This window comes from Aphanizomenon flos-aquae FACHB-1287 (assembly GCF_014698755.1).
In the GTDB taxonomy this organism is placed as follows: domain Bacteria; phylum Cyanobacteriota; class Cyanobacteriia; order Cyanobacteriales; family Nostocaceae; genus Dolichospermum; species Dolichospermum flosaquae.
In genome coordinates this window covers 55,333-78,862 of record NZ_JACJTO010000017.1, presented here as the reverse complement: position 1 = coordinate 78,862, position 23,530 = coordinate 55,333, and the positions used below count along the sequence as shown (strand labels likewise).

The following is a 23,530-nucleotide window of genomic DNA, read 5'->3' as shown; positions in this document are numbered from 1 at the left end:
ATGGCGCGGTGGAACCACACTGATCCCTTCCCGAACTCAGAGGTGAAACGCTGCTGCGGCGACGATAGTTTGGGGGTAGCCCTGCGTGAAAATAGCTCGATGCCAGGTTTATTATTTCATATAACAAGACCCCCCCTATTTATTTAGCGGGGGTTTTGTTTTTTGGTTTCATTGTTTAGCGTTTATCTCCAGTGTCTTAAAAAGTTAATTTAATAATTGCATTATGAGTAGACAAATGTAATACTACTGTGAGTATAGTAGTATTAAAGGGTTTCTATCATGGCTAATTGTCCTAATTGTGGTTCTGGTCACATCCAACTTAAACAGGAATCAGAATTGGATTTTGGCATTTTTTGTATTTCTGATTCTTTTATTACCTGCGTTCTTTGGATTGAGAATAATTTCAAATAGTAGCCTTGTCAAGGAAAGACTAATTAACGAAGAAAATGATAAAATAATTCAAAATGCTAAAAATGAAGCAGTGACCATGAAGCGTGAAGCTGAAAAAAGACTTAATGCAAAAATAAAAAGTTTTATGGATAATAATCCTCTCTAACTCAATATTTAGACAAAAAAATATGAACAACAAGATACCCGACTTTTCTAAGAAGTTGGGTATCTTGAAAGATTTACCTATCCCCTTTTATCATTTTTCTAGGAAACCAATCATCTAAAATTGCGTAAAATACCGGGACAACAAACAAACTGAGAATAGTAGAACTTACTAAACCACCAGCAATAGATACAGCCATAGGCGATCGCAATTCTGAACCTGCACCTAAACCCAAAGCAATAGGAACCATTCCCAAAATTGTCGCCGCAGTTGTCATCATAATGGGGCGCAAACGCACAGGTCCAGCCTTGAGAATTGCCTCAGTTTTTTCTAATCCAGAATCCCGTAATTGGTTAATGTAATCTACGATTAAAATCGCGTTTTTGTTAGTAATCCCCAGCAAAAACACAAAACCAATGAGAGAGATCATACCAAAATCACTTTTGGTAAATAGTAGTGCCAGCAACGCCCCAACCACTGCTAAAGGTAAAGAAAGACCAATCACTATGGGATCTACCCAACTTTTAAACAACCCAATCAGCACCACAATAATACAAAGTGCCGATAATCCCAAGGTTGTGCCGAAACTACCAAAAACTTCATTTTGACGGGCAGAATCTCCCCCTAAATTCAAAGAAACACCCGTAGGTATAACGGCTTTAGCTTCAGTTATCATTTTATCAGTCGCATCACCTAAAGTTAAATTTTGACCCAAATTAGCGCTGATATAAACTACTCGCTGATTATTCAACCTTTCAATTTGCAATTCATCAGATTTGTTGCTATTCCCTGTTTGATGAGATGCACCTGTAATAGTCACATCAGCAAAACCAGATATTTTTTCAATTCGTGCCTTCACCGCTTTAGCCGCTGCTGTTAAAGCCTGGAGGTCATTACTTTGTAAAGCTATTTGTAAAGGTTTCTGCCCACCGGTGTCTACAAATTGAATATCTTCTACACTTGTGGTGACACCCGCTAATTTTGGCAAAGTAGCCCGGAGTTGGTCTTGTACTTCCGCCGTTGTTACTTTTCTGTCTGCTTTCAGCTTAACGTAGAGTGTACCCTTGTTTGGCTCACCTTCACGAGAACCTACAGTAGTAAACACGATTGCCACTGCGGGGGACTTCCTGACTACTACTTCTAGTTTTTTAGCAAGATCCAAAGAATCGTTTAAAGGATTAGGAATGGGAATAGAAGATGATGAAGCAACTAAAGCAGCAACGGACGAAGAATTTCCTAATTTATCTTTTTGTCCCTTTTGTTCCGTTTGTCCTGCTTGTCCTCCTGGTTGTCCTACTCCTGCTGGCACCTCTTGTCCAAGATCCCCAGGAAGACTAGGTAAAGTCCCGGTATAGACAATATTAAATTCTCCTCGGTCAAGTTTGGGAATAAACCCTTTGGGAATTAGGGGAATCAAGGCAATACCAGCAATTAAACTACCTACTGCTAACCCAATAACTATCAAGCGGTGCTGCAAAGACCAGGCTAACAAGTTACGGTAAACCTGTTCAAATTCTAGCCAAATTCTACTTTGGCTGGGGGGAGAACTGGATGGTTTAGCTTTGAGCCAGTAAATAGCTAAAACCGGAGATAAAGTCCGTGCCACTAACAAAGATGTCAGCATAGCAGCAGAAACAGTAATCCCAAAGGGTTTAAAGAACTGACCGATGACCCCACCCATTAAACCGATAGGCAAAAATACCGCTACCGCCGTCAAAGTGGCAGCGGTGACAGTTAAACCAATTTCATTAGTAGCTATCAAAGCGGCTTCGCGGGGGGTTTTTCCTGCTTCGATATGCCGCATGATGTTTTCAACATCCACTATGGCATCATCAACTATTGAGCCAATGACCAAAGCTAATGCTAACAGGGTGATGGTTTCTAAGTTAAAGCCATATATCGCCATTACGATAAATGTCCCTAACAAAGATATGGGGATAGCTAAAGCAGAAATCAGAGTTGCTTGCCAATTCCATAAAAAAGGAAAAATTACAACTACCGATAGGATAATCGCTTCTATCAGGGCATCTATGGTCGAATGGGTAGCATTGCGAATATATTCCGCTTGGGTAGCAGCTAAGGTGAGGGTGACATCTTTTAAGCTAGACCGTAGTTGTTGGACTTCTTTTTCTACCTGATTGACCACTTCTAAGGTATTAGCATCGCCTTTTTTAATTACCTGAAAGGCTAAAGCATCCTTACCATTAAACCTTACTAAAGTCCCGGCTGAGGGTAATAAAACATTCCTCTTTGTTTTTTCTTCTTGACTCCTTGTTTCTGGAGTGGCGCTGTTAGCATCTCCTAATAGAGAGACTTTGAGAACCCCTGGTAATTTAGCGATCGCTGGCACAATTTTCTCTTTTGCCAGTTCCCGTAAATTATCAATCTTCCCAGTGGCACTTTCAATAGCATAGCTAACAGCCGCTGATTCATTTAGATTCAAAGGGATAATTTTTTTATTGACATCCTTGGGTAGATTTAACTGATTGACTAGTTGAGAAATTTTCTTAGTCGCGGTTTCTAAATTTGTACCAACAACAAAAGAGGAAACTACAGCAGTTTGGCCAGGATAAGTTGATGAACGAATACCTTCAAGTCCTACTAGTGATTTTAGACTTTCCTCCAGTGGTTTGGTCAGTTTTTCTTCTGTCTCCAGGGCAGATGTCAGGGGTGCTTGAGCATTTACCACCACCACAGGAAAGGTGATATCTGGAAATAAAGCATATTTGAGGGAACTGAAGGCCAGAACACCAGCTACCGCCACACCTATCCAAAAACATACCGTCAACCAAGAAAACTTAATCGCTAATTTGGAAATATTGAAGCTTTCGCGTGTAGATTTTGAGTTATTGGTATGTACCATCACAAGAAAATTATCATAGTTGTTGGTCTTTAGTCATTAATCATCGGTGTTTTTGATCACTGACAACTGACAGGTTAGTATAGAACTTATCGGATAAAAATGGTTGTCGGGGTAAAGCGCATTGCTGAACCAATGACCCATTACCAATGACCCATTACCAATTACCCTAGTAAATGTCAACTCTGATTGTAGTCCCTCAGGGAGCAGAATATCAGGCTATCTGTCGCGGATTAAGTCGCGTCCCCAATTCCCCACCCAAAGTATTAGCTATACCAATGGGAATCGAACCAGTGCGGCAATTTTTACAAAAATTAACTCATATTGGTGAGAATTGCATTCTTATGATGGGTTTATGCGGTAGCTTGAACCCAAAATATCAGGTTGGAGATATTGTTTTATATCAGAATTGCCTTTATCAAGGAAATCTGCAAGAGTGCAATAGTTCTTTTACTGTAGCTATACATAATCAACTTGGGGATCATGTATCTTTAGTTAAAGGCTTAACTAGCGATTTCGTCATAAGTTCAGCAACAGAAAAACGCCACTTACATCAACAATCCGGCGCTGACGTTGTAGATATGGAAGGATATGCCTTTCTAGAATTTTTCCGGAGGGGTGAGGTTTGCCAAAATGTAGAATTAGCAATACTGCGAGTAGTTAGCGATGATGCTGATCATGATATTCCAGATATCACATCGGTGATTAGTGAGGATGGTTCATTGCAATATGCGGCTCTATCTTGGAAATTAATTCGCCAACCCCTAGCAGGGACTCGATTAATTACGGGTTCATTGACAGGACTCAAAGCTTTAACAGCAGTGACACAATTATTGTTTACGGCTTGACGCACAAAAATATCCCTGACTTCTTTAAGCGGTCAGGGATATGAACAAAATTTAACTTGAAGAACTTTTAAGCTAAACTACTTGTGTCAAATTGACCTTAACAATCATATCATTAAAGTCTTTATCACCACCACCACGTAAATCCTCAAAGCCGAAGGTATTATCACCTAACATCCGCACGTGATCAACACCATCTGAGTTAGCTCCCAAAAAAGCAAAGTAAATATTGGGGTTATTGGCATCAAATCCACCATCAGCGACAAGAAATGGTACATATATAGCACCACCTTGAAGAGTGGTATTCAACTCTGCTGTTCCACCATTATTTGTATTCAAACTAATATCAGAAACACGACCATTCAAAGCTGCTTGCACATAACCATCCTGTCCTGGGAGGATATCTGCCGTACCATCACCATTAGTATCAATACCGCCATTGGCATCAGTGACGCGATAGAATCCAATAAAATTGTTGTAACTTGCTTCTCGGTTAACCACAAAATTGGCGTTTACAGAACCTGCAATACCCCGTAAATCCAGTGATTCTCCCTGCGGTTTGTTTTGTCCAGCTGTACCCAAAGGTATAGCTTGATCAGTTACTTGAACCTGAATTTGTAAATCCTCAAACCCAGCTGGATTACCAGAACCATCTTCCCAATTTAGAGAGAAACTATTAGTCCCTAAGTCCGTAATTCTGACATCAGAAGGATCTGCAAAGAGAACATTGCTAATGGGTGTGTTATTATTCAGTACAGAATCGGTTGAACCATCTTTTACTAAATAGAATCTCAAATTGTCATTGGATTCAAATTCTATTAACTTCTCGATACTAGCAGCATCAAATCCAGCAGGAAAATTAGTAATGGTAGAGAAAATTACTTGACCTTTTGCTAATGCTTTTTCTGCATAACCAGATTCTCCGGGTGCAATTCCATCTATTGTACCAGACGGATCATCAACAGTAAATACTCCTAGTTCATTGACACTATTAGAATTGAGTCCTGTCAATTTTATTTCTAGTGTCACTTTGCCGTCGTTGCCTTTAATATTGAAGACATCATCACTAATTAATGAGAGGGAATCATTAACAGTAACGTTATCAGTTCCCGTGTCAGTACCGTCATCAGTTCCCGTGTCAGTACCGTCATCAGTTCCCGTGTCAGTACCGTCATCAGTTCCCGTGTCAGTACCGTCATCAGTTCCCGTGTCAGTATCGTCATCAGTTCCCGTGTCAGTACCGTCATCAGTTCCCGTGTCAGTATCGTCATCAGTTCCCGTGTCAGTACCATCATCAGGATCAGTACCGTCATCAGGATGAGTACGGTCGGGGGAAGTCCCGAACAGCACAGATGCCCTGCCTGCTTTATTATTAGCAAAGGGTGCGCCAATAATTAAATCGTTAACACCGTCACCATTGACATCTCCAGCACCACGAACTGAGTGACCTAAGTTATCACCTATAAAAGCGCCGTCAATTATGAAGCCATTTTGACTATCGGGACTTTCGAGACTTGAGAGTTCAAAGGTAGAATCAAAGCCTGTATCGTTGCCATAAATGACATAGCTTTGTCCAGCGGTACTATTAGCATTGTTTGCCCCAACAATGATGTCATCAATGCCATCACCGTTAATATCTCCTAAAGCACCGACAGACCAACCGGAATTGTCACCGGCTGAAATACCGTTGATAGCAAAGCCATTGCTGCCATCAAGGTCAGAAAGATTGATACTAGAATCAAAATCTTCACTATCTTCACTGCCAAAGACTACATAGCTTCTACCAGCAGATTCTTTGTCATCGGGATTTCCATCTTTCGCACCAATAATCAAGTCTCCGATGCGGTCACCGTTGATATCTCCAGCTTTGCTCACAGAGAAGCCGGATTTATCACCATTTTGTCCGTTGATGACAAATCCATCACTGCTATTGAGGTTGAAAATGTTGATATCATCAGTAAAGGAGTTGTCCTCGCTACGCCCATAAATGACATAACTACTGCCAGAATTGTTACCATTGGGGTCTGCATAGGGCGCACCAATGATGAGGTCATCAATTCCATCACCATTGATATCCCCAGCATCACTGACAGAATAACCTAAGCTATTGTTGTCATCATTTGGGTTAGCCTCGTTATAGCTGTAGATAATTAAACCGTCATCAAACCCAAAGTTTTGTTCATCGAGGTTTAAGGTTGAGTCAAGATTCTCTTTCCCAAAGATGACATAGCTTTCACCTATAGTCTCTGATCCATTATTACCAGGATTAGTTGCGCCAATTAATAGGTCTTTGATGCCATCACCATTTATATCACCAGCAGCACTAATAGCCCAACCGGCATTACTAGTGAATCCACTGCCTTGAATCTCAAAGCCCTTACTGCCAAGGTTGGAGAGTTCAATGGGATTATTAAAATAGTCGGACTCTTCACTGCCAAAGATGACATAAGCAGAGCCGAGACTATTCCCAATCCCGCCAGGTGCGCCAATGGCTAGGTCATCAACACCATCTCCATTGATATCTCCGATATTGCTAACAGAACGACCGGATTCATCACCTGCTTTAGCCCCGTTGATCACAAAGCCGTTAGTCCCATTGAGACTAGAGATGTCTATGGTTTGATTAAACGAATCTGTTTTACCAAAGACTACATAGGTTTTCCCAGCGTTACTTTGATTATTAGGATCGCTCAAAGGTGAGCCAATGACGATATCTCCAATCCTATCACCGTTAATATCACCGGCACTGCTAACTGAGTAGCCTAAGTTATCGTCACTTACACCTTGGATGATAAAGCCTTTGTTGTCGGATGTGTCAATGGAGGTGCGTACAACCTCACCAGTTAGAGCATCTATGGTGGTAATCTCGCCAGTTGTATTGTTTATAGCGATCAAAAATGACTCTTCAATGTCGGCATTAGGATCTGCTGATTGATCGAGGGCTTCTTGAAATGGGATCTCTTCAACTGTGCCAGTTTCACTTGTTGTATTACCTAGTTCTGTTGATGGATTGCTGCTATCTAAAGGATCTTCTAGTATTAATGGATTGCTTGTTGTAGTATCTAGTTCTGCTGGTTCTGTACCTGTTGTAGTAAGTTCTTCCATGATGGTGTAGTGTTATGGGTTTTTTCAGTGGTTGATAAATTTCAGCTACAGCAAAGCTAATGTAATAAATAGTTTCATTCTACTTACACAAGTATTTGCTATAAATCTGCGTTAAGAAATAGCTCTAGGCTGTGGTTGAGTGGCTAGAGTAATGGTATGGATAAAATTTCCTACCTCAGGGGTAAATATGCGTGATTGACAACTTTTGATGGAAGTAGGGAAATAGTAGTTAATGCCCTGGTATGCTGAAACTTCCCTGGCTTGCAGTTGATTAGCCAGAGTTAATGCAGATAATTTTTTTGGATGGTTAGATCCGGTTAATTTATGTGCTAGATCAAACTCTCTTTATATCCATATTCCTGTACCCAATTTTTCACCTCATATAATCAAATCCAGGTCTATTTAAGACTTGGGGTTTGCGCCGACGACACCCATACGCGAGAAGATGCTGAAGTTTATGCCTGATTTGATTTAAGGACTTTTAGATTTTTACTAACGAGAAAGTTTACTTTGATTGCCCGAAAACACTATAGCTCATATATTGTGCTATTGATTGTGAAGTTTTTGTGAACTTACTGTGAACTTAAGGTAAATAACACACAAAGCTCCGAGTTGGGCTTTTATCATCAGATGTAAGCAGGAAAATCAGAACTGGTCTACGGTTAGAATATTTAACCTAATGGGGAAATTTTGCTCTCCCTGGTTGTTAATTCCCGCTTCCCATTATTTAATCCCTGATTGCTAATGTCTAATCCGGACTGCTTTTAAAGATTCTGACTACTTTTGATCTACTGTGTTTACTAGTAATCCTAATGTGTGGGTAATGCTGGGGCTGGTGTTTAATGGGTGGAAATAGGAATTTTGGAAAAAATGTCTGCTACTTGTTGTCAACGGGATAAACTCTAGCTTGATGAGAAGTGGGGAGGAGGAAATCAGCAAGTTTCTCTTCTGCTTCTTTTCTTCCCTATTTCACATATGTTCTACCTTTCCATAAACCTCCTTTTCCTTGCCAATGTCTTAATGCTGAGTCTATTGTCATGGAAGTATACAAAAAAGCAATAATGGGTAAGCTAAATGCAAAAGCGGGAGAACATCTATAAAAGCGAATTATGGGGAAATAAGCAAAGGTCATTAGTAGATATGTGATGGAGGCGGCTAGGATAATTGTCCAATTCCCGAATACCAGACCTAAAATCATTCCTAATGGTGGAATTAGATAAACTAAGGTCATTCCTAATAGACTTCCTAGTAACAGGAGGGGTGAATAATTTAATTGTGTGTAAGCAGTTCTGGCGACCATATCCCAAATTGTTTTCAGGGAATTATAAGGACGTAGGCTATGGGTGAGGGTGCTTAGTCCTAACCAGATTTTTCCGTTAGTTGATTTGACCGCTTTGGCTAGGGAACAGTCATCAATTAAGGCTTGACGAATTATTTGCAGTCCACCAATTCTATTTAAAGCTTCTCTACGAATTAAAATACAACCTCCAGCAGCAGCAGCGATCGCTTTTTTGGGGTTATTTACCCAGGAAAAGGGATAAAGTTTTTGGAAGTAAAAGACGAAAGCGGGAATTAATAGCTGCTCCCAAAAACTTTGACAGCGCAAGCGTACCATGATAGATACTAAGTCTAAATTCTGGGATTCGGCTTTGGTTACTAAGCGGTGTAAGTTACTGGGGTCATGTTCTATATCTGCGTCTGTCAGTAAATAATAGTCTGGTTTTAATTCGCTGGCTGTTTGTATACCTTGTTCCATTGCCCACAATTTGCCCGTCCAACCCCTAGGTAATGGGTCACTGGCGACAATATGTAATTGTTGGGTTTTATCTAGGGCGTAGGCTACTCCTTGGGCAAAATTGGCTGTACCATCGCTGCTTTGATCGTCTACTAAGAAGATGGTGAAATTACCAGTATAGTCTTGAAGGAGGAGCGATCGCAAGCTAAAAGGAATGACATCGGCTTCGTTACGGGCGGGAATTACTACGCATACTGTCGGTAAGGTATTAATATCAACATATTGGTCTTTATTTGCTTCTAATTGGTGATTAACTCGCCAAAATTGTCCCCAAAATAGGAGTAAAAATAACCAAATTACTAAGGATAGAAGCGTCAAACTCAATATAATTGCTGTCATAACTGTTGCTTTACTCCAATTTAAAGTTTTAAAAAAAGTTCGGTGTTGCTGAAGGAAGATATGATTTTTTTCACGCAGAGGCGCAGAGAGTAAGAGTTTAAGAGATCTTGAATTTTATACCTTGATTTAATCACAAATTTGATTCTTTTGCTGATTTTAGTGAAGAATTTTCTCTGATTTCGGTTATGTTATTAGTTATTATTGGGTGTTGAGGAAGTATTTTATGCAAACACAAGATAGGGTGAAGGTCAAGCAGGTTGTAGATGCGATTACGGCTAGTCAACAACATCTACTTTCTATTCAAAATCCCGATGGTTATTGGTGGGCTGAATTAGAATCTAATGTTACCATCACATCTGAAGCTGTTTTACTCCATAAGATTTGGGGAACTGACAAAACCAGACCTTTAGATAAGGTTAAAAATTATCTCTTTTCTCAACAGCGAGAACATGGAGGTTGGGAATTGTTTTATGGTGATGGTGGAGATTTAAACACAACTGTAGAGGCTTATATGGCTTTGAGGTTGTTAGGTGTACCCGCTACAGATACCGCATTGCTGAAAGCGAAATCTCTAATTTTAGCTAAAGGTGGTATTAGCAAAACTCGGATTTTTACAAAGTTACATCTGGCTTTAATTGGCTGTTATAATTGGCGCGGACTTCCTTCTTTACCTCCTTGGGTAATGTTACTACCTGATAATTTTTTCTTCAATATTTATGAACTTTCTAGTTGGGCGCGTTCTAGCACTGTACCATTATTAATTGTCTTTGATCGTAAACCAATCTTTAAAATTGATCAACCAATTAATTTAGATGAATTATATGCTGAAGGTGTGAATAATGTCCGATGGGAATTACCAAAAAATGGTGATTGGTCGGATATTTTTAATATTCTCGATGATGGTTTTAAATTAGCAGAAAGTCTGAATTTTGTTCCTTTTAAAGATGAAGGAATTAAAGCCGCAGAAAAATGGATTTTAGAACGTCAAGAAGTTACCGGAGATTGGGGGGGAATTATTCCCGCTATGTTAAATTCTCTGTTAGCTTTAAAATGTTTAGATTATGATGTGAATGACCCAATTATAGAACGGGGTTTAAAAGCAGTTGATAATTTTGCTATGGAAACAGAAAATAGTTACTGTGTACAACCTTGTGTTTCTCCTGTATGGGATACTGCTTGGGCGATTCGGGCTTTAATTGATTCAGGTTTTGCGCCAAATGATCCCGCTATTATTAAGGCTGGAGAATGGTTAATAGAGAAACAAATTCTCGATTATGGTGATTGGAATATCAAAAATAAGCAAGGGAAACCCGGTGCTTGGGCGTTTGAATTTGATAATCGCTTTTATCCAGATGTGGATGATTCGGCTGTAGTTGTCATGGCTTTACATCAAGCAAAATTACCAAATGAGGAACTGAAAAAACAAGCTATTAATAGGGCTTTAAATTGGATTTCATCTATGCAATGCAAACCAGGAGGTTGGGCGGCTTTTGATCTTGATAATGATCAAGAATGGCTTAATTCTGTACCCTATGGTGATTTGAAAGCTATGATTGATCCAAATACGGCTGATGTCACTGGTAGAGTATTAGAAATGTTGGGATTTTGTAATTTATCAATTTCAGCCAATAATTTAGAAAAGTCTTTAAATTATCTTTTGAATGAACAAGAAATAGAAGGTTGTTGGTTTGGACGTTGGGGTGTAAATTACATTTATGGAACTAGCGGTGTTTTATCAGCTTTGGCTTTAATTAATCCTCTAAAATATGGTGAAAATATCGCTAAAGGTACAGATTGGTTAGTCAAAGTTCAAAATTCTGATGGTGGTTGGGGAGAAACTTGTTTTAGTTATAATGATTCTAGTTTAAAAGGAAAAGGTGACAGCACTGCTTCCCAAACAGCATGGGCTTTAATTGGGTTAATATCTGCTGGTAAAGCAGTGGGTAAATTAGCTCTTGATAGTATTGAAAAGGGAATTAATTACTTGTTAGAAACTCAAAAATCAGATGGTACTTGGGATGAGATTTACTTCACAGGTACGGGTTTTCCTTGTCATTTTTATTTGAAGTATCACCTTTATCAACAGTATTTTCCTTTAATGGCTTTGGGTAAATATCAAGCAATTCGTTAATAATAGAAAACATTGTTGGGACAATTCATGAATTGTCCTGACTGTGATCATCTGGGTTCTGAAATCTCACTTTAGATATATTTCTATCTACTTCTTTAGCATGAAGTTAAATTAATGATTAAAGCTTATACTAAAGTAAATTTACATTAGTCTTAGACTATTCACTCATAATTATTTCGTTATTGAGTTAAATACTGGAGATAAAAAAATGGAATATACCGAGTTTATCACCCATGTTCAAAGTTTAACACAATCAGAATCTCGTGAAGAAGCAGAAGTTGCTACCCGTGCTACTTTGGAAATTATTAAACAAATTGTTCCTAGTAATGAAAGAGAAGAATTAGCGGTACAAATACCCCAGGAGTTAGGAAAATATTTATGTGGAAGTGAAACAGAACCGGTTCAATCTTTTCACTTACAGGAGTTTATTGAACGTATCAGTCAAAAAGAAAGTCTAGCACCCACTATATCTATTATTCATGTGCGGGCTGTTTTTGCGGTTTTACAAAATGCTGTGACTCCAGAGAAGTTTCGCAAATTCTATGATTATTTCTCCCATGATTATAAGGAATTATTCAACGTATCTCTGATAAATTAAATCTCTGCTTAGTGAGGAGAAATTTAATTTACAAATCAAAAATTATCACTAAAACTGCGTTATCAAATACCCGATTTCTGAGAAGGTTCGGGTATATTTTTGTTTACCAATTATTAAAAATGAACTAATATAATATATAAAATTATTAAAATTTAAGTGAATTTCGGAAATTATGCTGACTTTTACCCAACTCAACCCACCTAATTCTGATGCTAAAGTTAGTATTACTCTTTCACTAACTGCGGAAGAACGTACTCGTAGCCGTCATAAATTTATATTAGCAGATGGTCAGGAGGTTTTTTTGCGTTTATCTAGAGGTACAGTATTAAATAATGGCGATATTCTCACAGATGAAACTCAAAGTATTTATATGGGAATTATTGCTAAATCTGAAACTGTTTTAACTGCTTACGCGGAAATTCCTTTATTATTAAGGGCTGCGTATCATTTAGGAAATCGTCATGTACCTGTGGAAATTACTCCCACTTATTTACGCTTATCTCCAGATCCAGTTTTACAGGCTATGTTAACACAATTAGGTTTAGAAATTCAAGCGGAATTTGTACCTTTTCAACCAGAATTAGGGGCTTATGGAAATCACTCTCACTCATAACAATTTTTTGGCGATTTTACAATTAGCAAGTCCCGCTTTACCTGTAGGTGCTTATGGTTATTCGGAAGGGTTGGAAATGTTAGTAGAAAATGGGACTATTACTAATGCTGATAATCTCAAATTTTGGCTAAAATCTGAATTAATTTATGGTTCAATTCGTCTAGATGCTGGGGTAATTGTTAGGGCTTTTCATGCTGTAAAAACCGATGATATAGAGGCTTTAAAACGCTGGAATTTATGGTTATCAGCCGCCAGAGATACGGAAGAATTACGGGCTGCTAGTTGGCAAATGGGACGTTCTCTGATGCAATTATTAGGTAAGCTAGAACCGGGAATTTTACCTTTAGTCCATGCTGTGGGTTATCCTAGTAATTATGCGATCGCTTTTGCGATTGCTTGCGCTCATTGGGATATAAATATTCAAGTCTGTTTATTAGCTTATTTACACAGTTGGGCTAATAATTTAATTACGGCTGGGATCAAACTTATTCCTCTGGGACAAACTGCGGGACAAGAATTATTACTGGGTTTACAACCTTTATTAACTACTACTGTGGAGGAAATTTTGATTATGGATGATGATGATTTAGGATGTTGTAATTGGGGTTTATCTTTAGCAAGTATGCAGCACGAAATCCAGTACACTAGATTATTTAGGAGTTAAGAATTATGACGGCTTTAAGAGTAGGAGTTGCAGGTCCGGTCGGTTCGGGAAAAACAGCTTTAGTAGATGCTTTATGTAAGAATTTACGAGAAAAATATCAATTAGCAGTAGTGACAAATGATATCTATACTCAAGAAGATGCTCAATTTTTAGTCCGTTCTCAAGCCTTAGAAAGCGATCGCATTTTAGGAGTAGAAACGGGAGGTTGTCCCCATACTGCTATCCGTGAAGATGCTTCCATGAATTTAGCCGCAATTGAACAATTAGAAGAGAAATTTACCAATTTAGATTTAGTCTTTTTAGAAAGTGGTGGAGATAATTTAGCGGCTACTTTTAGTCCTGAATTAGTAGATTTAACCATTTATGTCATTGATGTGGCTGCTGGTGATAAAATTCCCCGTAAAGGTGGTCCAGGTATCACTAAATCTGATTTATTAGTGATTAATAAAACTGATCTTGCTCCCTATGTGGGTGCTGATTTGAATGTGATGGAAAGAGATGCGAAAAAAATGCGCGGCGATAAACCTTTTGTTTTTACAAACCTGAAAACTCAAACTGGTTTAGGAGATATAATTCAGTTTGTAAATGCAGCTATTTGTTAATTGTCTGAAATGGCTAACGCCACGCTTCGCTATTCATAAGAATTACAGAATTACTATAAGCTATATTTTATATTAACTCTTTCTCAAGCTTTCAGGAAGCTTAGACAATAAAATTCGGTTTTATCTTTGCAAATCTCCTCTGATAAAAAGGAATTAAAAATTTAAATTTAGTAGTTTTTAATTCCTTTTTTGATTAGTTAGCCGAAAGCAAAATTGTATAAAACCACAAAATTAACTAACGGAACAATCATTAACAAAATTAACCAAGGACTTTTACCCAGCTTCTCCACAATTTTAATTAAAGCCATCAGTAAGAAAATCAGAGCTACAAAATTAACAAGTGGTATAAAAAGCCCAACAATCCACCAGGGAGATTGATCACCTGCTTTGTACATGATCCAATTATTAAGAATTGGCACCCAAGCAAACCAAGCATTTTGTTCTCCCAACTTCTCGTAGATAGTATAGAAGCAATAAGAACCAAACAAATAGCCAAAAAGAGTAAAAAGCAAAAAGAGAATATTTTCTCCAGCGCCGTCAGAACTTGAGGAGGACTGAGCAAGCAAAGAGGTAACGTGCCAATTGTATTGTAGTAGCAGCATTTGATCCTAATAATATCAAAATTCAATCAACTTTTAAGTTTCTATCCTAAAAATCACTCTTAAATCAATAATTTAAACAAAAATTCGCTTTTTTGTTACCAAAGTATACTAAAAAATAAAATTTATTTTCTTTAACCATAACCTTAACCTTATATTCAGGAAATCTTAATTTGCTAAGTTCCCTTAGATGGTGATATTCAGTAACTACAGTCATAAAAATTACAGAGTTGTTGAAGGTAAATTTTATACCAATTTTCTCAAGCTTTCAGTAAGTCTGGGGAATAAAATTGGGTTTTGTCTGGGAAAATATAAGAACTGGGGATTAATTAACAACAATTCACAGGTATAATAAATATTAACCCCAGCGACAATTAAAAAATAATGATCACAACCCAAGCAAAAATAATCAATCAATTAAAAACCCTAGAAGCACTTTCTCAACAAGGTGGATATAGTGATATTGTGGCTTTATCTCTGAGAAAAATTATTATTCACTAAAAAAATAATATTCAGGTAAAAATTCAAGAATTAGAGACCGATTTACAAGTATTTGAGCAACAGTATCAATTATCATCTGAAGATTTTTATCGCCAATTTAAAACTGGACAATTAGGAGATGACATAGACTTTGTTGAATGGAGTATTTTCTATGAAATATGGTTGGATTTACAAAAGCGTTTAACATTAATTCAACATTAATAAATACTGTAACATAAAATAGGATGGTAAGAAAAGCAGTTATCATTGATATTAGGGTTTTTTCTTTTCTTCCCCTAATGAATTTTCTTGTAAAAATCCAACGGAATTATTATATGTATAATTACAAACGAGCTATTTTATCATTATTTTTAGTAGTGTTCTGCACTCTTATTAGCAGTTGTGATGCTAATAATAACGCTAATTACTCGACTCCAGAAACTACACCCAATAACAACATTAATCCCATTCCTCAAAAAGAACCAGAAAAGTCTCCTATTCCGACAATTAAGCCATTTTTCAACAATTCCCATAGTGAACCTAACTCTAAAAAAACTAGCAACGTCACCTTATACACAAGTGATGCTCAATGTCAAGAGTTAATTGCCAAAAAAGTCCAGGTTTCCGCAGTAAAACCGATGAATGAGGCCATAGGTAAAATATTCAAAGAACAAAATACAGCAGATTTTAGCGTATCCGGTTATCGTGTAAATAAAAAAAATGGTATTGTTATTGTTGATATCCGATTATCACCAGAATCAAAAAGACAAGTATCTTCTCTTTCTAGTTGTGAACAGTTTGCATTATTTAGCAGTATCCGCAAAACATTAATTAGTAATGCTCAGTGGAAAATAAAAGAAGTCCGCTTTACCGAGCGGGGAGAGGATATAATGCTGTAATACTAGGCTTGAAAATGCTATTATTACAAATAACCTAACTATGGTAAAGATTTTCTAGTGATTTTTCCCCAATACAAAAATACAATATTAAGATACAAAAGTCTTGATTCAAGAGGAAAAAATCAATGGATGTCAAACTAATTTTAGTGGGTTTAACAGTTATATTCACGGTTTCGTGCTTATTCTTTGGTACGAAAAATGGTTTTTACGATTCCGATAACTATCATGGTAACGGTTCTGCACATTAACAAGAGAGATAACTTAGTTTACTAAGGTTCAGAACTTTGCTGAGGAATATTGCACAAAAGCCAAGTTTCTCAGCTATTAGTTTAAGGGTAGAAGAATGAGGGATAATCTATCAGTTGATTTTGACGTTGATATCGAGGAAATAGCTAATGAGTTAGAATGTTTCCCCTATAGCGTTCAGCATGAAGATGAGGGTGTGTGTCTACTAGTCAGAATGGGACCACACAGCATTCTATTGGATTTCGGCTTGACCAATATTTCCCCTATAGCGCGGAATTTGACTAAATCAGCAAATCATGGTACATCATCCATACCAGCGGATTTAGTCTTAGTTAGTCATGCCCATCCTGATCATGCGAGAGGCTTATTAACACTACATCAAGCTTTTCCCTCATTACCTATATATGCTAGTGAAGTAACAACAAAGTTATTACCGCTAAATTGGCTAGAAGCAGAACTACCAGTAACCTCCTCATTTTGTCAAGCCTTACCATTGCGAGCTCCTATAGAAATCAAAGAAAATCTCATAGTAGAATTATTCCCCGCAGGTCATTTACCTGGTGCTGTGGCCATTCTCCTCACTTACCACACCCCCAACCGCGATTATAAATTATTTTATACTGGTGATTTTTTCCTCTCTAATTCCCGATTAGTAGAAGGGTTGCGACTCGATGATCTCAGAGGTTTAAATTTAGACGTGCTATTAATTGAAGGTAGTTATGGAACATCCCGCCATCCCCATCGTCGTCACCAAGAAAATCAACTAGCAGAAAGGATTCATCGCGCTATTAGTTCTCTGGGAACAGATGAAAGTTATTCAGTGATTTTACCTACTCCAGTCTTAGGTCTAGGTCAAGAATTACTCATGTTATTACGTTCACATCACCACTTTACAGGTAGAGATCTAGATATTTGGGTGGATGGTACTGTAGCCGCTGGTTGCGATGCCTACTTAGAACTTTTACCCCATCTTCCTACCGCAGTTCAGAATTTTGCCCGTCACCAACCTTTATTTTGGGATGAACGGGTAAAACCTCGTGTTAGACGATTAAAGCCGGAAAATTTGGCAAATTTAGGGACATCTCCCTGTATTGTGATTACAGACTTTTCCGCAGATTTACGTAAATACTGCCGAGCCAACACAGGCAATTGGTTAATTCTTTTACCTGAAAAAATTGATATTCCCGTTAATCAGGAATATTTAGCACCCACAAAATTTGCCAGTTATCTTTTAGCACAACACAGTGATGGACCAGGAACAACCCAACTAATTCATAATTTACGACCTCAGCACGTAATTTTTGTCCATGGTTCTCCCAGCTATTTAGCAGACTTAACTTGTTTAGAAGAGTTGCAAAACCGCTATCACGTCCATTCACCCGCCGCCGGCACTCTAGTAGAATTACCGATTGGAGAAATATTTTTACAACCTGCTGCCCCGGAAACTAATTATGGAGGGGAGTTGACGGAGTTGGGGACTGTGATTAATATCACTCTTCCTGATACAGTAACAGCCGATCCCCGGTGGCGACAATTTGCTGATACGGGTTTAATAGAAGCACGTTGGCAGGGTGAAGACCTGGTATTACGGGGATTATCCCCACGAGAACTATTAAACCCAAATAATCTTCGTCTTAATTCTGGTGATGCTGCGTGCTGTGGTAGCTGTAGACACCAAAGGGGGCAACGGTGTTGGAATCCCGCTGCCCCTTTGTATAATTTCAAAGTTACCCTTGACGGATACTGTCCTGCTTTTGAACGCTTGACGTCAATTTAATTTAGGAGCGTTTAGTCTGGATTTAGGTCAGTATAAGGGTTATGAATACGCTCTGCTTCTGGACAGTCATCAGTTGTCAGCGGTTCTATATTACCGCGTTGCACTGACGCTAATTTTTGAGAGACAGATCCGATGCTTTCGAGACGAACCATCTCCTCCCAAGAACAAACTTCATCTTCTTCATCTGTTTCATAGCGTAAAGTCACTAAATCGCCCTCGATATCAATGATGCGGGCTCGCTCTATCCAGCGCTGTTGATCCCGCAAAAAAACACATACCTCCCGCCCGTCGCAACAGAGTTGATAAATTTTGCGGTGTAGCATGTAGTGCTTCTGCCTTTTTATACAACGTAGTTAAACCTGTCAAATTCGGGTTTGATCTCTGGAATATCAGCCTTTAAGGGGTGAAGTTCGCGGTGAGAACCCAGTAAGTTTAGTGACTCAATTTTACCACTTATTTTTAGTCATTAGTTTTAGGTGAAATTTTGGGTCTTAAGCTTTAGTTTACCGCATTAGTTGAACGGCTATGGCAACTGTTAATATCAACGGACATTTTTCTTTGATTTGGCGTTGCCAGGGGGGTGTTAGTTAGCTCTGAAAGAATGCTTCACCAATAACAATATTATATCTGGGTATAACATAGATTTCAGCCTTTTAATCAGATTATCTCTCTAGGTATAGATCATACTCTGGGTTGTGTCTAGAATATCTTCCCCGGTGTTAAAATCTGTATTATATATAAATAATAACATTTTTTTTGATTGCTTAACTGTGAATAATTTTTTAGCTGTGAAGGTCAAGTCTCTTAGCTGCTGACTGTATTAGGGTAAAACTGCCGAAAATCTTCATCTTTTTGGCTTAATTGCACCCAATTTAAGTTAAGGGCTTGCATTTTCTGGACTAGACGTTGGCAAGCTGGACGTTCTGTGGCATAATGCCCAGCGTCAATTAAGACTAAACCCAGATCACGGCTTTCTTGGAATTGATGAAATTTACAGTCGGAAGTTAAATAAACTTGGGCATTAGTTTTAGCTACTGCGGAAATAAACCCCGCCCCAGAACCGCCTAAAACCGCTACACGGGAAATTTGCTGTTTTAGATCCGCTATAGGTGAAAAAATTAAATGGGTTGGATTTAATTGAGTTTGAATATAATCAAGTAAAGCTTGTAGTGTTAATGTAGATGTAAGCATTCCTACTCGCCCATAACCGAAACCTGCTTGAGTAGGAATAATAGGTGATACTTGTTGAAGTTCGAGAAGTTGCGCTAAGACATCAGCAGTTCCATCTGCCACTTGGTCAAAATTAGTATGGGCGGTGTAAATGCCGATATTATGGGCAAAGGATAAGCGTACCATTTCTGTTAGAGCTTCCCCAATGCGGAAAGATTTGGGGGGATGAAAAATGAGGGGGTGGTGGGCAAAAATTAGGTTAGCATGGAGAGCGATCGCTTCTTGCATAACTGCTAAAGTTGGAGTTAAACAGACTAAAATCCGCGCTTCTTGGTCTAAAATACCTGGTTCTACCTGCCAACCACAATTATCCCAACTTTCACACCAAGCAGGATTTGCCCATTTTTCAAACCAGGTAATTAAATCAGTAATTTTCATCAAATGCAAATAAATCAATAGTAGATTAAACGTATTTAATTATAATCCCATTGGGGAAGATAACCGAAAAAACTGTTTTTTGAACCAAAGTGATACATTTACCAAACCAACTAAGACTGGAACTTCTACCAGGGGTCCAATGACGGCAGCAAAAGCTACACCAGATTTGATTCCAAATACAGAAATAGCCACAGCTATCGCTAATTCAAAATTATTACCAGCAGCGGTAAATGCCACACTAGCAGCTTTTGAATAGTCGGCTTTAATTTTCCACGCTAGGTAAAAACTACTGAAAAACATTAATAAAAAGTAGATAATTAGGGGAATGGCAATGCGGACAACATCCAGAGGAATCTGCACAATTAAATCACCTTTTAAACTAAACATTACCACGACAGTAAATAAGAGAGCAATTAAAGTAATGGGACTTATTTTTGGAATAAATCGATGATGATACCACTGCTTACCTTTAGCTTTTATTAAAATCAAACGGGTCATAAATCCAGCTAAGAAAGGAATGCCTAAATAGATAAAAACGCTGTTGGCAATTTCTCCAATACTGATATTAATAATACTTCCTGGTAAGCCAAATAAAGGGGGCAAAATAGAAAGAAAAAACCAGGCATAAAAGCTGTAAAATAAAACTTGAAAAATACTATTAAAAGCAACAAGTGCTGCGGTATATTCAGTATCTCCTTTAGCTAAATCACTCCAGACAATTACCATAGCAATACAGGGGGATAATCCAATGAGGATTAAACCAGTCATATATTCAGGTTTATCGCGTAAAAAAAGAATAGCAAGTATAAACATTACTATTGGGGCAATTATCCAAGTTAGGGATAATGATAGTCCGAGAATTTTTCTATTAAGAAATACATCACCTAATTCTTCATATTTTACCTTTGCTAAAGATGGATACATCATCAAAATTAAACCAATAGCAATAGGGATATTAGTTGTTCCTACTTGGAAATGATTGATAAAAACTTCTATAGTGGGGAAAAAATATCCTAAACCGACTCCAGTTAGCATTGCTGTAAATATCCACAATGTCAAAAAGCGGTCAAGAAAAGAAAGGTGTTTAACAGTTGGTTTTTTATTTGCATATTCCACTTAATTTACCTCTATAAATTTAGTCTTAGAGTTTCCAATACCCAGAGATCTGATTATTATTATAAAATGTGTATTTACAGCAATTCCCGGTGTTATGATGTACATATCTAGCGGTCAAGATGCCCGCACCACAAGGGTTTCATAATTCAGCGGAAAATGCTGTATTAGAAGCTAGTATTTAGGGAATAGGCAAAAACTGTCAGAAATTGCCTATTACGATATTTAAACTCAGATAAATTTTGGAATCATCCAACTTGGGTAGGATATACCTGTTTCCATAGCATATCTTTAGACAGAGGAATATTAATCTCCGTCTCCAGTTTTCCAAGCTATAGATTTACTAGGTTGAGGATTAGGTAACTTCAGAGAAACTAAACCTGCTGCGAATACGAAAAACATTGATGTCCACAGACAACCAACTAAGCCAAATATTTGATAAACCAAACCGGATAAAACTGTACCCACAAGACGACCACCGGAGTTTGCCATATAGTAAAAACCCACATTTAAAGCGACCTTATCATCATCAGTAAATGCTAAAACCAGATAGGAATGGACAGCGGAATTGAAAGCAAATACCACACCAAAAACGAGAAGTCCAGCAATAATTACGATATTAGCAGGTAAACCTAATTGTAATGCCAGAGCGATCGCACCGGGAACAGCCGTTAATGTAAATGTCCAGAATCGAATAGTTTGAGATTGAGGTGGACGACCAGAACCAAATCGCCGCATGAGTGTTGGTGCTAAAAATTGAATAATCCCATAACCAATCACCCAACAAGCTAAAAATCCCCCTACCTGATAAAAAGACCAGCCCAAAGTCCCACGTAAAAACACTGGTAAAGCCACAACAAACCATACATCTCTAGATCCAAATAAAAAGAATCGCGCCGCCGAGAGAATATTTATTTCCGCGCTTTTAGAGAAAAGTTGGCTAAATTTAACCTTTTTCTTGATTTTACCCATGCCTTTGGGCAGCATTAACCCAGAAAACATAATTAAAGCCAGTCCCCCAGCCATAATCCACAGGGAATTAATAAAACCCACAGAACTGAGAAGGGCGCCACCAAGAAAGAATCCCACTCCTTTTAAAGCATTCTTAGAACCCGTTAGTACAGCCACCCACTTAAACAAAGAAGATTGAGCATCTTGAGGCACAACCAAGCGAATGGCGCTTTTAGAACTCATCTTGGTTAAGTCCTTAGCAATTCCCGAAAATGCCTGTGCAACCATCACATAAAGGACTGAAAGCCACTGCGCCCACCCTGGATTCAGAAAAGACAGCATAATTAAAGAAAACACCTGTAATCCAATCCCAGTATAAAGAGTTACTTTTAACCCAAACTGAGAACCAATCCAACCGCCGAGAAAGTTTGTAACAATTCCAAATACCTCGTAAAACAGGAACAGAGAGGCAATTTGAATAGGTGTATAACCAATTTTATTAAAATAGAGCAAAACCAACATTCGCAAAGCCCCATCAGTCAAAGTGAAGCCCCAGTATGCCAGTGTCACCAGAATATAATTCTTGAAATTAGAATTAGAAGCAGTAGTAGAAGCCATGATTAAAAATTCAAAATTGTAAATACAAACTAAAAACCCTCATTCTCTCTGCGTGCAAAAATCTTTATGGGGTAGGACCGAAAACCCACCCCTAGAAAACCATTATTTCTGCAAACTTAAAGCCACCTTTCGCGCTAATTCAGTCATGCGGTTAACATAACCCCATTCATTGTCATACCAAGCCAATATTTTCACCTGAGTTTCGTTGATAACCATTGTCGAAAGGGCATCAATAATTGCAGAACGAGGATCATCTTTATAATCAATAGAAACTAAAGGACGTTCTTCATAACCCAAAATTCCTATTAATGGTTTTTGTGCAGATGCAGTTTTTAATAAATTATTAACTTCGGCTATTGTGGTCGAACGTTCAACTTCAAATACACAATCTGTGAGAGAAGCATTTAACAAAGGTACACGCACAGCTAAACCATTTAATTTACCATTCAATTCTGGATAAATTAACCCAATAGCTGTGGCTGAACCTGTGCTAGTGGGAATTAATGACATACTTGTAGCCCTAGCCCGACGCAAATCTTTATGAGGTGCATCTACAATAGTTTGCGTATTAGTATTATCGTGAATTGTGGTAATTACTCCATGTTTAATTCCCAAGCCTTCATGAATTACTTTTACTACTGGGGCTAAACAATTAGTAGTACAAGAAGCTGCTGTTAATAAATGATGTTTTTCAGGTTCATAAAGATGATCATTCACTCCCATGACAATATTTAAAGCCTCTTCTTTAACAGGTGCAGCAACAATCACTTTTTGCACACCTCTTTTAAAATAAGGGTCAAGGGTAGCAGGTGTTCTAAACTTACCAGAACATTCCAAAACTATATCAACACCAAGGTCTTCCCAAGGAACTTCACCCGGTTGGGAATGTTCAGTAAAACTTAGGTATTTACCATCAATAATAACCTGGTTTTCTCCAGATTCTACTTCTGGTGTCCAACGCCCATGTACAGAATCAAATTTGAGTAAATGTGCTGCTGCTTTTGTTCCACCTTTGGTTTCATTAATGTGGACAAATTCTATTTCTGGCCAATTCCAAGCAGCACGAATGGATAATCTTCCCATGCGCCCAAATCCATTAATTCCTACTCTAATTTTCATGATTTTTATTAATCC

19 protein-coding genes and 1 rRNA gene are annotated in these 23,530 nt (G+C 38.0%); 11 read left to right on the top strand and 9 right to left on the bottom strand.

Annotation, left to right across the window (positions count from 1 at the left end):
* Both rrf and H6G44_RS10275 read left to right on the top strand, forming a co-directional pair.
* Positions 1–108 (top strand): 5S ribosomal RNA (gene rrf, locus H6G44_RS10280); the annotation flags it as partial.
* 235 nt (positions 109–343) lie between these two features.
* Positions 344–556, top strand: coding sequence for a hypothetical protein (locus tag H6G44_RS10275; protein WP_190386465.1), 213 nt, complete (start codon positions 344–346; stop codon positions 554–556).
* Between the two features lie 73 nt (positions 557–629).
* Here the strand turns inward: H6G44_RS10275 and H6G44_RS10270 are convergent, their stop codons facing one another.
* Positions 630–3,416, bottom strand: a complete 2,787-nt coding sequence (locus tag H6G44_RS10270; RefSeq protein WP_190386523.1) for an efflux RND transporter permease subunit — start codon at positions 3,414–3,416, stop codon at positions 630–632.
* Between the two features lie 173 nt (positions 3,417–3,589).
* On the opposite strand from H6G44_RS10270, the gene H6G44_RS10265 reads away from it, so the two are divergent.
* On the top strand, positions 3,590–4,261 hold the full coding sequence (locus tag H6G44_RS10265; RefSeq protein WP_190386466.1) for a 5'-methylthioadenosine/S-adenosylhomocysteine nucleosidase family protein: 672 nt from the start codon (positions 3,590–3,592) through the stop codon (positions 4,259–4,261).
* Positions 4,262–4,333: 72 nt separating this feature from the next.
* On the opposite strand, the gene H6G44_RS10260 is transcribed toward H6G44_RS10265, so the two are convergent.
* Together H6G44_RS10260 and H6G44_RS10255 are read right to left on the bottom strand one after the other, a co-directional pair.
* Positions 4,334–7,363: a DUF4114 domain-containing protein gene (locus H6G44_RS10260; protein WP_190386467.1), complete on the bottom strand. Its 3,030-nt coding sequence runs from the start codon at positions 7,361–7,363 to the stop codon at positions 4,334–4,336.
* A gap of 964 nt (positions 7,364–8,327) precedes the next feature.
* Positions 8,328–9,497 (bottom strand): glycosyltransferase, encoded by a 1,170-nt coding sequence (locus H6G44_RS10255; protein WP_190386468.1) that lies wholly within the window; start codon positions 9,495–9,497, stop codon positions 8,328–8,330.
* A gap of 223 nt (positions 9,498–9,720) precedes the next feature.
* Between H6G44_RS10255 and shc the strand changes: the two genes are divergently transcribed.
* From shc to ureG, 5 genes are all read left to right on the top strand, one after another.
* Entirely contained in the window at positions 9,721–11,628 is a 1,908-nt protein-coding gene (shc, locus tag H6G44_RS10250; protein WP_190386469.1) for a squalene--hopene cyclase, read from the top strand.
* A gap of 208 nt (positions 11,629–11,836) precedes the next feature.
* Complete coding sequence (locus H6G44_RS10245) at positions 11,837–12,226, top strand: DUF2267 domain-containing protein (protein ID WP_190386470.1); 390 nt, start codon at positions 11,837–11,839, stop codon at positions 12,224–12,226.
* A gap of 172 nt (positions 12,227–12,398) precedes the next feature.
* Positions 12,399–12,839: an urease accessory protein UreE gene (ureE, locus tag H6G44_RS10240; RefSeq protein WP_190386471.1), complete on the top strand. Its 441-nt coding sequence runs from the start codon at positions 12,399–12,401 to the stop codon at positions 12,837–12,839.
* A complete protein-coding gene (locus H6G44_RS10235; protein WP_190386472.1) occupies positions 12,817–13,503 on the top strand; it encodes an urease accessory protein UreF in 687 nt (228 codons plus the stop codon). Before ureE ends, H6G44_RS10235 begins: the two co-directional genes overlap by 23 nt.
* Before the next feature lie 5 nt (positions 13,504–13,508).
* The gene (gene ureG, locus H6G44_RS10230) at positions 13,509–14,105 is read left to right on the top strand and encodes an urease accessory protein UreG (RefSeq protein ID WP_190386473.1); all 597 of its coding nucleotides are present in this window, start codon (positions 13,509–13,511) and stop codon (positions 14,103–14,105) included.
* 197 nt (positions 14,106–14,302) lie between these two features.
* Here the strand turns inward: ureG and H6G44_RS10225 are convergent, their stop codons facing one another.
* The gene (locus tag H6G44_RS10225; protein WP_190386474.1) at positions 14,303–14,707 is read right to left on the bottom strand and encodes a DUF5684 domain-containing protein; all 405 of its coding nucleotides are present in this window, start codon (positions 14,705–14,707) and stop codon (positions 14,303–14,305) included.
* A gap of 812 nt (positions 14,708–15,519) precedes the next feature.
* Here H6G44_RS10225 and H6G44_RS10215 point away from each other — a divergent pair.
* From H6G44_RS10215 to H6G44_RS10210, 3 genes are all read left to right on the top strand, one after another.
* Positions 15,520–16,083, top strand: a complete 564-nt coding sequence (locus H6G44_RS10215; protein ID WP_190386475.1) for a sporulation/spore germination protein — start codon at positions 15,520–15,522, stop codon at positions 16,081–16,083.
* A gap of 125 nt (positions 16,084–16,208) precedes the next feature.
* Positions 16,209–16,331 (top strand): membrane protein, encoded by a 123-nt coding sequence (locus H6G44_RS20515; protein WP_041456510.1) that lies wholly within the window; start codon positions 16,209–16,211, stop codon positions 16,329–16,331.
* Positions 16,332–16,426: 95 nt separating this feature from the next.
* A complete protein-coding gene (locus H6G44_RS10210) occupies positions 16,427–18,106 on the top strand; it encodes an MBL fold metallo-hydrolase (RefSeq protein WP_190386476.1) in 1,680 nt (559 codons plus the stop codon).
* Positions 18,107–18,117: 11 nt separating this feature from the next.
* Here the strand turns inward: H6G44_RS10210 and H6G44_RS10205 are convergent, their stop codons facing one another.
* The 5 genes from H6G44_RS10205 to H6G44_RS10185 all read right to left on the bottom strand — a co-directional run bounded on the left by H6G44_RS10205 (position 18,118) and on the right by H6G44_RS10185 (position 23,515).
* Positions 18,118–18,429, bottom strand: a complete 312-nt coding sequence (locus H6G44_RS10205) for a DUF6679 family protein (protein ID WP_190386477.1) — start codon at positions 18,427–18,429, stop codon at positions 18,118–18,120.
* A gap of 481 nt (positions 18,430–18,910) precedes the next feature.
* The gene (locus H6G44_RS10200) at positions 18,911–19,714 is read right to left on the bottom strand and encodes a Nif3-like dinuclear metal center hexameric protein (protein ID WP_190386478.1); all 804 of its coding nucleotides are present in this window, start codon (positions 19,712–19,714) and stop codon (positions 18,911–18,913) included.
* 39 nt (positions 19,715–19,753) lie between these two features.
* On the bottom strand, positions 19,754–20,830 hold the full coding sequence (gene arsB, locus H6G44_RS10195; RefSeq protein WP_190386479.1) for an ACR3 family arsenite efflux transporter: 1,077 nt from the start codon (positions 20,828–20,830) through the stop codon (positions 19,754–19,756).
* Between the two features lie 303 nt (positions 20,831–21,133).
* Entirely contained in the window at positions 21,134–22,396 is a 1,263-nt protein-coding gene (gene arsJ, locus H6G44_RS10190) for an organoarsenical effux MFS transporter ArsJ (protein WP_190386480.1), read from the bottom strand.
* Between the two features lie 102 nt (positions 22,397–22,498).
* The gene (locus tag H6G44_RS10185; RefSeq protein WP_190386481.1) at positions 22,499–23,515 is read right to left on the bottom strand and encodes an ArsJ-associated glyceraldehyde-3-phosphate dehydrogenase; all 1,017 of its coding nucleotides are present in this window, start codon (positions 23,513–23,515) and stop codon (positions 22,499–22,501) included.
* Positions 23,516–23,530 lie beyond the last annotated feature (15 nt).